Source organism: Allobosea sp. GW822-FHT05A11 (assembly GCF_058800455.1).
In genome coordinates, this window is sequence record NZ_JBXAMI010000004.1 from 608,077 (window position 1) to 621,833 (window position 13,757).

General features: G+C 67.6%; 13 protein-coding genes. 9 read left to right on the forward strand and 4 right to left on the reverse strand.

Annotated elements, in window-relative coordinates:
- Position 1: 1 nt before the first annotated feature.
- Positions 2–1,237, reverse strand: coding sequence for a bifunctional 2-C-methyl-D-erythritol 4-phosphate cytidylyltransferase/2-C-methyl-D-erythritol 2,4-cyclodiphosphate synthase (locus AC1RLU_RS16835; protein WP_091859472.1), 1,236 nt, complete (start codon positions 1,235–1,237; stop codon positions 2–4).
- A 147-nt stretch (positions 1,238–1,384) separates the two neighbouring features.
- Between AC1RLU_RS16835 and dusB the strand changes: the two genes are divergently transcribed.
- The 7 genes from dusB (at position 1,385) to hflX (ending at position 10,640) form a co-directional block, all read left to right on the forward strand.
- Positions 1,385–2,374 carry a tRNA dihydrouridine synthase DusB gene (gene dusB, locus AC1RLU_RS16840; RefSeq protein WP_492796890.1) on the forward strand — a complete coding sequence of 330 codons (990 nt, stop codon included), beginning with the start codon at positions 1,385–1,387 and terminating at the stop codon, positions 2,372–2,374.
- A gap of 26 nt (positions 2,375–2,400) precedes the next feature.
- Entirely contained in the window at positions 2,401–3,534 is a 1,134-nt protein-coding gene (locus AC1RLU_RS16845; RefSeq protein WP_082617450.1) for a two-component system sensor histidine kinase NtrB, read from the forward strand.
- A 16-nt stretch (positions 3,535–3,550) separates the two neighbouring features.
- Positions 3,551–5,002 (forward strand): nitrogen regulation protein NR(I), encoded by a 1,452-nt coding sequence (gene ntrC / locus AC1RLU_RS16850; RefSeq protein ID WP_492796892.1) that lies wholly within the window; start codon positions 3,551–3,553, stop codon positions 5,000–5,002.
- Between the two features lie 121 nt (positions 5,003–5,123).
- The gene (locus AC1RLU_RS16855; RefSeq protein ID WP_492796893.1) at positions 5,124–7,412 is read left to right on the forward strand and encodes a sensor histidine kinase NtrY-like; all 2,289 of its coding nucleotides are present in this window, start codon (positions 5,124–5,126) and stop codon (positions 7,410–7,412) included.
- Positions 7,409–8,776: a nitrogen assimilation response regulator NtrX gene (gene ntrX / locus AC1RLU_RS16860; RefSeq protein ID WP_061967836.1), complete on the forward strand. Its 1,368-nt coding sequence runs from the start codon at positions 7,409–7,411 to the stop codon at positions 8,774–8,776. Before AC1RLU_RS16855 ends, ntrX begins: the two co-directional genes overlap by 4 nt.
- Positions 8,777–8,989: 213 nt before the next feature.
- The gene (gene hfq / locus AC1RLU_RS16865; protein ID WP_038365847.1) at positions 8,990–9,238 is read left to right on the forward strand and encodes an RNA chaperone Hfq; all 249 of its coding nucleotides are present in this window, start codon (positions 8,990–8,992) and stop codon (positions 9,236–9,238) included.
- Between the two features lie 73 nt (positions 9,239–9,311).
- Entirely contained in the window at positions 9,312–10,640 is a 1,329-nt protein-coding gene (hflX, locus tag AC1RLU_RS16870; RefSeq protein WP_200959643.1) for a GTPase HflX, read from the forward strand.
- A 15-nt stretch (positions 10,641–10,655) separates the two neighbouring features.
- On the opposite strand, the gene mazG is transcribed toward hflX, so the two are convergent.
- Positions 10,656–11,492 (reverse strand): nucleoside triphosphate pyrophosphohydrolase, encoded by an 837-nt coding sequence (gene mazG / locus AC1RLU_RS16875; protein ID WP_492796895.1) that lies wholly within the window; start codon positions 11,490–11,492, stop codon positions 10,656–10,658.
- 37 nt (positions 11,493–11,529) lie between these two features.
- Between mazG and arfB the strand changes: the two genes are divergently transcribed.
- Entirely contained in the window at positions 11,530–11,949 is a 420-nt protein-coding gene (gene arfB / locus AC1RLU_RS16880; protein ID WP_061967840.1) for an alternative ribosome rescue aminoacyl-tRNA hydrolase ArfB, read from the forward strand.
- Between the two features lie 91 nt (positions 11,950–12,040).
- Complete coding sequence (locus tag AC1RLU_RS16885) at positions 12,041–12,526, forward strand: regulatory protein RecX (RefSeq protein ID WP_492796897.1); 486 nt, start codon at positions 12,041–12,043, stop codon at positions 12,524–12,526.
- A 21-nt stretch (positions 12,527–12,547) separates the two neighbouring features.
- On the opposite strand, the gene AC1RLU_RS16890 is transcribed toward AC1RLU_RS16885, so the two are convergent.
- Positions 12,548–12,694 carry a hypothetical protein gene (locus AC1RLU_RS16890; protein WP_170843455.1) on the reverse strand — a complete coding sequence of 49 codons (147 nt, stop codon included), beginning with the start codon at positions 12,692–12,694 and terminating at the stop codon, positions 12,548–12,550.
- 73 nt (positions 12,695–12,767) lie between these two features.
- Complete coding sequence (locus AC1RLU_RS16895) at positions 12,768–13,742, reverse strand: Bug family tripartite tricarboxylate transporter substrate binding protein (protein ID WP_492796898.1); 975 nt, start codon at positions 13,740–13,742, stop codon at positions 12,768–12,770.
- Between the last annotated feature and the right edge of the window lie 15 nt (positions 13,743–13,757).

Sequence of the window (13,757 nt, forward strand, 5' to 3'; positions counted from 1 at the left end):
GCTAGTCCTCCTCGGGCAGGCGGATCGTCGCAGTCGCCAGGGCGACGAGGCCTTCGCGGCGTCCGGTGAAGCCCATGCGTTCCGAAGTCGTCGCCTTGATCGCGACCTTGCCGAGGGGGAGGCCGACGATCGCCGCGATCTCGGCGCGGATGGCTTCGCGATGCGGGCCGATCTTCGGGGCCTCGCAGACGACGGTCAGGTCGAGGAAGTCGATCCGCCCGCCGCGCTCGCGGACCCGCGTGGCTGCAAAGGCGAGGAACTGGGCCGATGCCGCGCCGCGCCATTGCGGATCGCTCGGCGGGAAATGCGTGCCGATATCGCCGTCGGCGAGCGCGCCGAGCAGGGCATCGGTCAAGGCGTGGAGCGCGACGTCGCCATCGGAATGGGCGATGACGCCCTGATCATGCCCGATCCGGACACCGCCAAGCCAGACATGGTCGCCGGGGCCGAAGGCATGGACATCGTAACCGGTGCCGACTCGCGTCACGAGGGTCCTGCCGGGGTGCGCCGCGGCCCGCAGGAAATCCGCGGCATGCGTCAGCTTCACATTGGCCGGGTCGCCCTGGAAGGTCGCGACCGGATGGCCGGCCCATTCCATCAGCGCGGCATCGTCGGTGAAGCCGTGCAGCAGCGCCGCCTCGGCTGCTTCATGGGCGTCGAGCAGCGGTTTGAAGCGGAAGGCCTGTGGCGTCTGGACGGTGACGAGCTGGTCGCGCGGCGGGGTTTCGGCGACATGGCCGTCGGCGCTGGTGCGCTTCACGGTGTCGGTAACGGGCAAGGCGGGGATCGCGGCGATGGCGCCGGCGCCGAGCCGGTGGATGGCCGCGCTGATCTGTGCGCGGGAGACGAAGGGCCGGGCCGCGTCATGGACGAGCACGATGCCGTCGAAGCCCTCGCGGGCAAGCGCAAGCAGGCCGCGCCGCACCGAAGCCTGGCGCGTCGCGCCGCCGAGCGTCGGGGCCGCAAGCCGGGAGCTGTCGATGCCGGCCATGGCATTGGTGTAGCGCGCCTCGTCGCCCTCGCCGATTACGACGGCGATGCGCGCGATCGAAGGCTCCGCCAGAAAGGGCGTCAGCGCATGGGCGAGAACGGGACGCCCCTCGACGAGGCGATATTGCTTCGGCTCGCCATCGCCGGCCCGCAGGCCGCGGCCAGCCGCGACGAGCAGGGCAGCGACGGGCTGGGGCGCATCGGAGTGACGGAGCACGGTGCTGGATTCTGGCTGCAAGCGGGTCATGGCCGCATGGCATAACCAATTCTGCTGCGATGGGGCAGGGGGTGCGACGCTGTTGCAATGCAGCATTTCTCTCTAAGCGCTTGCGCTCCCGCAGCATTGTCCAATAAATATGCATCCAGAGAAATGCCTTAAAAGCAGGCTGCCCCTTTGGACATCGCAGGTATCCCGATCGCGTCCCGCGCCTTCCTGGCGCCGATGTCCGGCGTGACCGATATCGTCATGCGCCGGCTCGCAGCCCGCAGCCATGCCGGAATCGTCGTATCCGAGATGGTGGCCTCCGACGAATTCGTGCGCGGCAGCGAGGAAGCGCGCATCCGCGCGGAGGGCGAGGGCGTGTCGCCGCATGTCGTCCAGCTCGCCGGCTGCGACCCTTACTGGATGGGGGAAGCGGCGCGGCTGGCCGAGGCCAATGGCGCCGATATCGTCGACATCAATATGGGCTGCCCGGCCAAGAAGGTGACGGGTGGCTGGGCCGGCTCCGCCCTGATGCGCGATCTCGATCATGCCGTCGCGCTGGTCGAGTCTGCGGTTGCCGCCACCAGCGTGCCGGTGACGGTCAAGATGCGGCTGGGCTGGGACGACGCCTCCCGTAACGCTCCGGAGCTTGCCCGTCGCGCGGTTGCGGCGGGTGCGCGGATGATCACGGTCCACGGCCGGACGCGCCAGCAATTCTACAAGGGCACGGCGGATTGGCAGGCCATCGCGGCGGTGCGCGCTGCCGGGGATTTCCCCCTGGTGGCCAATGGCGACATCCATGACGTCGCGGATGCGCGGGACTGCCTCGCGCAGTCGGGCGCCGATTTCGTCATGGTCGGGCGCGCCGCGCTTGGCCGGCCCTGGCTGGTCGGCGAGATCGGCGCGGCGCTCGACGGGCGCGCGTTTCGGGCACCGACGCTGGCGGAGAAGCTGGCGCTGGCCTGCGAGCATTACGAAGGCCTGCTGGCCTTGATCGGCATCGCCCATGGTGTGCGCCACGCCCGCAAGCATCTCGCCGCCTATGCGGACGAGGCTGTGGCCGAGGGCTGCCGGCCCGATGCCGAGCTGCGCCGCAGCCTTCTGACCTCGGATCAGCCCAAGCAGGTCCTGGCGGCGCTGACGGGCCTGTTCTCGACCGACCGCGATCGTGAAGCCGCTTGAGCCGAGGGGATGAGGCGATGACGGCGATGTTTACCGACAACGGGCCTGGAGGCCGCAGCGCCTACCTGCTCGACCCGATCGAGATCCAGGCACTCAACGTGCTGCCGATGCCGGTTCTGGTGATCGGGGAGAGCCATGCCGTGCTGTATGCGAATACGGCGGCCGAGGATTTCTTCCAGTCGAGTGCCGCTCTGCTCAAGCGCCAGCGCATCGACGATTTCGTCGCTTTCGGCTCACCCGTGCTGGGGGTGATCGAGGAGGTGCAGCGTCGCGGTGCCAGCGTCAGCGAATACCGCCTCGATCTCGGCACGCCGCGCCTCGGAACCGATCACATCGTCGATGTCTTTGCCTCTCCCTTGCCCAGTCAGGGCGATGCGGTCGTGCTGATGCTGCAGGAACGGACAATTGCCGAAAAAATGGACAGGCAATTGACGCATCGCGGTGCAGCGCGCTCGATCACCGCGCTCGGCGCGATGCTGGCCCATGAGATCAAGAATCCGCTCTCGGGCATCCGGGGCGCCGCGCAACTGCTCGAAGGCTCGATCCCGGATTCCGACCGGATGCTGACGCAGCTCATCTGCGACGAGACCGACCGGATCGTGAAACTGGTCGAGCGCGTCGAATTGTTCGGCGACGAGCGGCCGAGCGAGCGCGACGCGGTCAACGTCCACGACGTGCTCGACCATGTGAAGCGCCTCGCCCATTCCGGCTTTGCCCGGCATATCCGCTTCACGGAGACCTATGATCCCTCGCTGCCGCCGGTCGCCGGCAATCGCGACCAGCTCGTCCAGGTCCTGCTCAATCTCGTCAAGAACGCCGCCGAGGCGATCGGCGAAGATGCGATCGATGGCGAGATCACGCTGACGACGGCCTATCGCCCCGGCATCCGCCTGCAGGTTCCCGGCTCTTCGGAACGGATCGCGCTGCCGCTCGAAATCGGGGTGCGCGACAACGGGCCGGGCGTGCCGGCCGACCTGGTGCAGCACCTGTTCGATCCCTTCGTCACGACCAAGGCCCAGGGAAGTGGCCTTGGACTTGCACTTGTCGCCAAGGTGATCGGCGATCACGGCGGAATCGTCGAATGCGAGTCCGTTCCGCGTCGGACGCATTTCAGGATACTCCTGCCCCTGCACCAACTCCGGTCAGGGCAGGCAACGTAGAGGCCTCAAGCAACCCATGCCGACCGGTCATATCCTCGTCGCCGACGACGACGCCGCGATCCGCACCGTCCTCAACCAGGCGCTCGCCCGGGCGGGCTATGAAGTCAGGACCACCGGCCAGGCCGCGACCCTCTGGACCTGGGCCGCGCAGGGACTGGGCGACCTCATCATCACCGATGTCGTGATGCCGGACGGGAACGCCTTCGACCTGCTGCCACGCATCAAGCGAGTGCGGCCGGAACTGCCGATCATCGTGATGAGTGCGCAGAACACCTTCATGACGGCGATCAAGGCGTCGGAGCGGGGCGCCTACGAATATCTGCCGAAACCCTTCGACCTGAAGGAACTCGTCGCCATCGTCGGGCGCGCCCTGTCGCGGCCGCGGGGCGAGGCGGTTCGCGGTCATGCAACCGAGCCCGAGGACATCCCGCTGATCGGTCGCTCGCCGGCGATGCAGGACGTCTACCGCGCCCTGGCACGCCTGATGCCGATCGACCTGACCGTGATGATCAACGGCGAGTCCGGCACCGGCAAGGAGCTGGTGGCCCGCGCCCTGCACGATTACGGCAAGCGCAAGAACGGCCCCTTCGTCGCGATCAACATGGCCGCGATCCCGAAGGACCTGATCGAATCCGAGCTCTTCGGCCATGAGAAGGGCGCCTTCACCGGGGCGCTGACGCGCTCGTCGGGACGCTTCGAGCAGGCGGAGGGCGGCACGCTGTTCCTCGACGAGATCGGCGACATGCCGATGGAGGCGCAGACCCGCCTGCTGCGGGTGCTCCAGCAGGGCGAATACACCACGGTCGGCGGGCGCACCCCGATCAGGACCAATGTCCGCATCGTCGCGGCGACCAACAAGGACCTGCGCATCTCGATCGCGCAGGGCCTGTTCCGCGAGGACCTGTTCTTCCGGCTGAACGTCGTGCCGATCCGGTTGCCGCCGCTGCGCGAGCGCATCGAGGACATCCCGGACCTCGTCCGCCATTTCTTCACGCTGGTCGAGAAGGAGGGGCTGCCGCGCAAGCAGGTCGATTCGGAAGCGATGGACGTGATGCGGCAGTATCGCTGGCCGGGGAATGTCCGGGAGCTGGAGAACCTGGTCCGGCGCCTGGCGGCGCTCTATCCGCAGGAGACGATCACCGCGCCGATCATCGAGGCGGAGTTGCAGCCTGCAGCGGTGGGGCCGGGATTTACCAATAGCCCGGCGACGTCCGAGCGCACCGAGACGCTGTCCGGTTCGGTCGAGCGCCATCTTGGCCAGTATTTCGGTGGGTTCGGCGACAATATTCCGCCGCCGGGGCTGTATCATCGCATTCTGCGCGAGATCGAGCCGCCCCTGATCGCCGCGGCGCTGGCCGCGACCCGCGGCAACCAGATTCGTGCCGCGGAGCTCCTCGGCCTCAATCGCAATACGCTGCGCAAGAAGATTCGCGAACTCGACATGCAGGTGGTGCGCTCGCCACGCTGAAACGGGGCCATCCCGCCTTGTGAATGTCATATTTTGACAACACCGTTGCGGCGGCGCATCAGTGGCGCCCGCAGGCGTGATCGGTTTGCGATCCCTGCCCCTATCGGAGTTGTCGCGAAACGTGTCCGCTTCTGTCAACGAAGCCAGAATGATGCCGCGTGGCGAGGAGAAATCCCGCCGCGTCTCGGGCTGGGTCGGCGGAATCGTCGTCGCGCTCGCGCTGATCTCGGCGCTGCTCACCTTCCTCGTGCTGTCCGGTGCGACGCCGATCGCACCCGTGCACGAGGTCGTGGTCGGCGTCTTCGTGCTCAACGCGCTGCTGATTCTGGTTCTGGTCGTCATCGTCGCTTTCGAGGCCGCGGTGCTGATCCGCGCCCGCAAGGCTGGCGCGGCTGCTGCGGGGCTGCATGTCCGCATCGTCGGCCTGTTCAGCATCATCGCCGCCCTGCCGGCGGTGCTCGTCGCCATCATCGCCACCGTCACGATCGAGCGCGGGCTGGAGCCATGGTTCTCCGACCGGATGCGCGATGCCGTCTTCAAATCGGTTGAGGTCGCCGACGCCTATGCCGCGAGCCAGTGCCGTTCGCTCGGGCGCGAGATCCGGGTGCTGGCCGACGACCTGAGCCGGGCGAAGCCCGCTTTCGACGTCGATCGCAAATGGTTCGAGAATTTCCTGACCTCCCGCGCGACGGCGCTCGGCCTTCCGGTCGCTGCGGTCATGCAGCCGCCGGACAAGGTGATCGTGCGCGCCAATATCAATGTGCTGCGCGATCCGCCAATGCCGGACCAGGCCGCCTTCGACGATGCGAAATCCGCGCCGGAGCCGATCTGCGTGATACCGCGGACGGGCACCGTCTTCGGCGCCGTGATGAAGCTGCCGGCCTATGACAACAGCTTCCTGCATGTCGCGCGGGAGGTCGACCCGCTCGCGGTCGAGTTCCCGTCGGTCGCACGCGGGGCCGCCGTCGAATACCTCTCGATCGATGCGCGCCGGAAGGGCGTCCAGATCGCCTTCGCCTCGATGTACGGGTTGATCGCGCTGATTCTGCTGCTCTCGGCGATCTGGCTGGGCCTGAGCTTTGCCAACGGGCTCGTCGCGCCGATCCGGCGGATGATCGATGCGACCGACCAGGTGTCGAGCGGCAACTTCTACGTCCAGGTGCCGATCCGACGATCCGAGGGCGACCTTGCCCATCTGGGCGAGACCTTCAACAAGATGACGGCGGAGCTGCGCCGCCAGCGCGACAGCCTGGTCACGGCGAGCGAGGTGATCGACCGGCGCCGGCGCTTCACCGAAACGGTCCTCTCCGGCGTTTCCTCCGGCGTGCTCAGCCTCGATGGCGACGGCCATGTCACGACGATCAACCGCTCGGCCGAGATCCTGCTCGGGACTGGCGGGCGCCTGCTCGGCAAGCCGATCGCCGAGATCGCGCCGGAGGTGGCCGGCTTCGTCGCGGAAGCGCTGCAGAACCGCCAGCGCCAGAGCTCCGGCCAGGTCGCCTTTACGCGCGCCGGGCAGGACCGGATGGTCAATATCCGGGCCGTGCGGGAAGGCGAGGGGATGGGAGCCGGGCTCGTGGTGACGCTCGACGACATCACCGACCTCGTCTCCGCGCAGCGCACCGCCGCCTGGGCCGACGTCGCCCGCCGCATCGCGCATGAGATCAAGAACCCGCTGACGCCGATCCAGCTCTCGGCCGAGCGCATCAAGCGCCGGTTCGGGCGCGTCATCGTCGAGGGCAAGGACGTCTTCGACCAGTGCACCGACACGATCGTGCGGCAGGTCGAGGATATCCGGCGCATGGTCGACGAGTTCTCCTCCTTCGCCCGCATGCCGAAGCCGTCGCTTGCTCGCGAGGACATCGTCGAGACCGTCCGGCAGATCGTCTTCCTCTGGCGGGTCGGCAATCCCGAGACGACGATCGCCGAGACGCTGCCTCCGGACCCCGTGCCGGCGCGCTTCGACCGGCGCCTGATCTCGCAGGCGCTGACCAATGTCATCAAGAATGCGACCGAGGCGATCGAGGCCGTGCCGGCCGATGAGCGCGGGCAGGGGCGTATCGACGTCCAGGTGGCCCGCCTTGACGACGGCCGGGTCGTCATCGACGTGATCGACAACGGCAAGGGCCTGCCTGCGGACCAGCGCCAGAAGCTGCTCGAGCCCTATATGACGACGCGGGAAGGCGGAACCGGCCTGGGCCTCGCCATTGTCGGCAAGATCCTGGAGGACCATGGCGGCGGCATCGAACTGCTCGACCGTCCGGATGCCGCCAGCGGTGCACGGGGCGCGCGCATCCGCCTCTGGTTCCCCGAAACAGGCCCGGCGCAGGACACAGAGGGCGGCGATGCGGCCGCCCAGCCGGAAAACGGCTCGCGCAACACGGATTCAAGGAATGGGATACGCCTATGAGCGCTGACATCCTGGTAGTGGACGACGAAGTCGATATCCGCGATCTGGTCGCCGGCCTTCTGGAAGACGAGGGCTACCGGACCCGCAAGGCCGGCTCCGCCGACGAAGCGCTGGCCGCGATCGCGTCGCGCCGGCCGAACCTCGTCTTCCTTGATATCTGGCTGCAGGGCAGCCGGCTCGACGGCTTGCAGGTCCTGGAGTTGATCAAGGAGAGCAACCCCGATCTCGCGGTGGTGATGATCTCCGGCCACGGCAACATCGAGACGGCGGTTTCCGCGATCAAGAGTGGCGCCTACGACTTCATCGAGAAGCCGTTCAAGGCCGATCGGCTGGTGCTGGTCGCCGAGCGGGCGCTGGAGGCATCGCGCCTGCGCCGCGAAGTCCGCGAGCTCAAGACCCGCTCGGTCCAGGCGGACCGCATCGTCGGCCGCACCACGGTCGTGAACCAGCTCCGCCAGACGATCGATCGCGTCGCGCCGACCAATGCGCGGGTGCTGATCACCGGCGAGCCCGGCTGCGGCAAGGAACTGGCGGCGCGCACGCTGCACGAGGCCTCGACCCGTTCGAGCGGGCCCTTCGTCGTCATCAACGCGGCGACGATCACGCCCGAGACCATGGAGGAGGAGCTGTTCGGCGTCGAAGGTGGCGACGGGCGGTCGCGCCGGATCGGCGCGCTCGAGGAGGCCCATGGCGGCTCGCTCTATATCGACGAGATCGGCGACATGCCGCGCGAGACGCAGAACCGCATCCTGCGCGTGCTCGTCGACCAGAACTTCCAGCGCGTCGGCGGCGCGACGCGGGTCCATGTCGATGTCCGCGTCATCTCCTCGTCGAGCCGCGACCTGGCGCAGCTCATCGCCGACGGGCATTTCCGTGAGGATCTCTATCACCGCCTCGGCGTCGTGCCGATCAAGGTGCCGCCGCTGTCGGAGCGGCGCGAGGACGTGCCCGAGCTGATCGAGTTCTTCATGGAGCAGATCTCGATCGCGAGCGGCCTGCCGAAGCGCCAGATCGGCAGCGACGCGATGGCCGTGCTGCAATCGCATGAATGGCCGGGCAACGTCCGCGAGCTGCGCAACAATGTCGAACGCCTGATGATCCTGACCAAGGGCGATCCGACGGCCGAGGTGACGATCGAGATGTTGCCGGCCGAAGTCGGCGCGATGGTGCCGACGACGCCGTCCGGCTCGGGCGGCGAGCGCCTGATGAGCCTGCCGCTGCGCGATGCGCGCGAGATCTTCGAGCGCGAATACCTGATCGCGCAGATCGCGCGCTTCTCCGGCAACATCTCGCGCACGGCGGAGTTCATCGGCATGGAGCGCTCGGCGCTGCACCGGAAACTGAAGTCGCTCGGCGTCGGTTGAGACGCGTCAGGCGCGTCACGCATGCCCAGTTGCACGCCACGCAGGCGGCATGCATCTAAAGTCGGCATTGCTGCACTTGCGTTGTGGGCGAAGACGACGATCTAATGGAACATCGGTGTTCCGACGCTGGTGGAATGCGCCCCCGGCCTGAAACGGAACGAATTGGATCGCTGGATTTAATCCGATCGGCGATCCCAACAACAGGGACTACCCATGGCCGCCGAGCGGGCACAGAACCTCCAGGACACCTTCCTCAACCATGTGCGCAAGCAGAAGATCCCGCTGACGATCTTCCTCGTCAACGGCGTCAAGCTGCAGGGCGTCGTCACCTGGTTCGACAATTTCTGCGTGCTGCTGCGCCGCGACGGTCATTCGCAGCTCGTCTACAAGCACGCGATCTCGACCATCATGCCCGGACATCCGGTGCAATTGTTCGAGCCCGAGGAAACGGACAAGAACTGATTTGGCGACAAGCCACAAGGACGACAAGGATCGGGCGGCCACGCGGGTCACAGGCGCGAAGCCGCTCGACGAAATCGAACGCGACATCGCGGCGAATACGCGCGCCTTTGTCGTTGGCCCCTATTCGCAGAAGCGCGGCGTCGCGGTCGATGCCAATCTGCGTTCCTTCGCGGCGCGGCTGGACGAGGCCGTCGGCCTTGCGGCCGCGATCGACCTGACGGTCGTCGAGCCGGTGCAGGTGCTGCTGACGGCACTCCGACCCGCGACCTATCTCGGCAAGGGCAAGGTCGAGGAACTGGCCGAGCGCATCAAGCTCGAGGAGATCAGCCTCGTCGTGATGGATTGCGCCCTGTCGCCGGTGCAGCAGCGCAATCTCGAAAAGGCCTTCGGTTGCAAGGTCATCGACCGCACCGGGCTGATCCTCGAAATCTTCGGCCGGCGCGCCCGCACCAAGGAAGGCGCGCTCCAGGTCGAGCTCGCGCATCTCAATTACCAGAAGAGCCGCCTGGTGCGGTCCTGGACCCATCTCGAACGCCAGCGCGGCGGCTTCGGCTTCCTCGGCGGCCCCGGCGAGACTCAGATCGAGGCGGATCGGCGCATCATCCAGGAGCGGATGACCAAGATCGAGCGCGATCTCGACAGCGTGAAGCGCACGCGCTCGCTGCATCGTGCCAGCCGGAAACGCGTGCCTTATCCGATCGTTGCGCTGGTCGGCTACACCAATGCCGGCAAGTCGACGCTGTTCAACCGGCTGACCTCGGCCGAGGTGCTGGCGCAGGACATGCTGTTCGCCACGCTCGACCCGACGGCGCGTGCGATCAAGCTGCCGCACGGGGCGCGGATCATGCTCTCCGACACGGTCGGCTTCATCTCCGACCTGCCGACGCAGCTCGTCGCCGCCTTCCGCGCCACGCTGGAGGACGCGATCGAGGCCGATGTGCTGCTGCATGTCCGCGACGTCGCCCATGAGGACACGCAGGCGCAGGCCGCCGACGTGCAGGCGATCCTGCGCGATCTCGGGATCAATCCGGACGATGGCCAGCGGGTCATCGAGGTCTGGAACAAGGCCGACCTGCTCGATCCGGCCGAACGCGAGCGCCAGCTCGGCATCGCCACGCTCCGGCCGGACGGATCGCGCCCGGTGCTTGTCTCGGCGCTGACCGGGGAGGGCATCGAACGCCTGACACGCGCGATCGAAGCGCGGATCGCGTCGAGCCGCCCGGTCTACACGCTGGATCTCGTGCCCGGAGACGGCAAGTCGCTCGCCTGGCTGCATGCCAATGGCGAAATCCTCCAGCGCGAGGATGGCGAGGATGGCGGGCTGAAGCTCGTCGTGCGCCTGCCGCTCGAGCGGGAAGGGGCGTTCACGGCGCGTTTTCCCGAGGCTGAGCGGCAGGGATAACAAGCGCGGCAGGCGCTAACGGGCGCTCTTCTCCCGCTTCTTCACGGCCTGCCAAAGCGCCTCCATCTCGTCGAGGCTGGCCTCTTTCGCCGTCCGCCCTTCGGCTTCCAGCGCCTCCTCGATGCCCTTGAAGCGGCGCTCGAACTTGGCGTTGGCGGCGGCGAGGCAGCCTTCCGGGTCGGCATCGACATGGCGGGCGAGATTGGCGACGACGAAGAGCAGGTCGCCGATCTCCTCATGGATCGCGGCCTTGTCGCCGCCGGCAAGCGCCTCGTCGATCTCGGCGGTTTCCTCGCGGATCTTGTCGAGCACGAGGCGGGCATCGTTCCAGTCGAAGCCCACGGTCGAGGCGCGGGCCTGCAGCTTCCAGGCGCGGGTGAGGGCGGGCAGCGTATGCGGCACTCCGGCGAGCACGCCGCGCTCCTCCGTCTGCGGCGGCAGGCCGGCGGCCTCGCGCGCCGCAGCTTTGGCCGCCTTCTCCTGCGCCTTGATCCGGTGCCAGAGCACTTTCACCTCGGCAGGCGAGAGATCACGCGCATCGCCGAAGACATGCGGATGCCGGCGGATCAGCTTGCTCGTGATCGCCTCGACGACGTCGGGGAAGGCGAAGGAACCCTCCTCCTCGGCCATGCGCGCATGGAACGCGACCTGGAGCAGCAGGTCGCCGAGCTCGTCCTTGAGATCGAGCCTGTCGCCGCGGGCGATCGCATCGGCGACCTCATAGGCCTCCTCGACGGTGTAGGGCGAGACAGAGGCGAAATCCTGTTCCAGATCCCAGGGGCAGCCGGTTCCGGGCGTGCGCAGCGCGGCCATGATCTCGATCAGGCCGGCAATGTCGCGAGAGGGCTTCAACGCTGCATGTCTCCGTGAATTCGGCTACGCTCCTCCCATGATTCAAGCCACCCCGTCCATCGCGATCGACGAGAGCGAGATCGAGGAAAGTTTTGTGCGCGCCTCGGGCCCAGGCGGCCAGCACGTCAACAAGGTGTCGAGCGCGGTGCAGATCCGCTTCGACGCCCGCGGCTCGCCGTCCCTGCCCAACGATGTCGCGATCCGCTTGATGAAGCTCGCCGGCAGTCGGCTGACCCAGGACGGCGTGATCGTCATCGTCGCCCAGGCGCATCGCAGCCAGAAGCGCAATCGCGAGGAGGCGCTGGAGCGGCTGCTGGAGCTGATCCGGGCGGCCGCCGTGCGCCCGCAGGTCCGACGCGCGACGAAGCCGACCAAGGCCTCGAAGGAACGCCGGCTCGCCTCGAAGGAGAAGCGCTCCGGCGTCAAGGCCGGCCGGCAGAAGCCGGCAAACGATTAGTATGACGGATCAAGGGGATAGGCGAGGGCAGGGTGCCCGCCCCGCCCGAGCACCGCGGCGCATCACGCCCGATTACCTCCAGCGCGCGGCGATGCACTATCTCGAACGCTATTCCGCGCCGGCTGCGCAACTGCGCCGGGTGCTGGCGCGCAAGGTCGCCCTGAGCTGCCGACACCATGGCGAGGACCCAGCTGTGCATGCGGCTGCGCTCGATGATGTCGTCTCGCGTTGCATCACCTCCGGGTTGGTCGACGACCGGCGTTTCGCCGAGGCGAGGGCTGCGACGCTCAGGCGCCGTGGCCGTTCGGCGCGGGCCGTCGCCGCCACGCTCGCCGCGAAGGGCGTTGGCCGCGAACTCGCCGAACAGGCCAGCAGCGTCGGCGACGAGGAGGAATTGGCTGCGGCCCGGAAAGCCGCGCGGCGCAAGCGACTCGGCCCGTGGTCGCGCGGTGACCGGGCAGCGAACCGCCAGAAGGATCTCGCAGCGATGGCGCGAGCCGGCTTCACGATCACGGTTGCCCGTGCCGCGATCGACGGCACGGGCGACGACGAGACGAACGGCGGCGCGCTTACCTGATAGAACGATGCGTCCGTTGTCTCAGGTCGGGATGCAACGTTGCCTGGTCGCATCCCACACCCCGTCCTGGCAGGGCACGGTCGCGAAGTCTGTGAGGAGGCCCACGGCCAGCAGCGCGGCAAAAGCGGCCAGCGCGATCGCCAAGCCGATGACGGCCAGCCTCATCATGCTCCGTCCCTCTCGCATCAGGCCCCTTGTGCGGGTCGATTCAACAAGGGAGGAATGAGGGCAACCGCCGATCTCACTCCAGCTTGACCTGCGCCTCCTTGACGACCTTGCCCCAGCGGTCGACCTCGGCCGTGACGAACTTGCCGAAATCGTCGCCGGATAGGGTCGGCATCGGTGAGCCGTTCTTCTTCCAGGCGGCTTCGATGGCCGGGGTCTTGAGGGACTTTTGTACCTCGTCGCGCATCCTGGTCACGATCTCGGGGGGCGTGCCCTTTGGCGCCCAGAGAGCGTACCAGGTCGAGACCTCGAAACCCTCCAGACCCGCCTCTTTGGCGGTCGGCACATCGGGCACGGCCTCGGAGCGGGTCGCGGCAGCGACCGCAAGCGCGCGCAGCGCGCCGCTCTGGATCTGGGCGGCCGAGGAGCCGAGACCGTCGAACAGCAGGTCGACCTGGCCGGCGACCGTGTCCTGCAGGGCAGGGCCGGCGCCGCGATAGGGCACATGGACAAGCTTGGTCTTGGTCGAGATCTGGAAGAGCTCGCCGGCCAGGTGATGCGTCGTGCCGTTGCCGGCAGAGGCGTAGTTCAGCTTCTCGGGGTTCTTCTGGGCGAAATCGACCAGCTCCGCCACCGTCTTGGCCTGGACCTTGCCGGGATGGACGACGATGACCTGGGGCGGCTGGGCGATGACCGCGATCGGGATGAAGTCGGTCTGGATGCTGTAGTCGAGTTTCGGATAGAGCGCCGGCGCGATGGCGTGATGGGCGGCGCCGACAAAGAAGGTGTAGCCGTCGGGCTTGGCCTTCGCGGCGGCCGATGCGCCGACCGTGCCGCCGGCGCCACCGCGATTTTCGATGATGATGCGCTGGCTGAGCTGCTGGTCGAGCTGGGCGGCGAGCGGCCGTGCGAAGGCATCGGTGCCGCCGCCGGCCGGGAATGGCACGATGAAAGTGATCGGGCGGGTTGGCCAGGTCTCCGCCAGTGCCGGCGCGGCTGCCAGCAGCGAGAAGGCTGCGGTTGCAAGGATCAGATCTCGTTTCGTCGTCATTGTCGATGCGTCTCC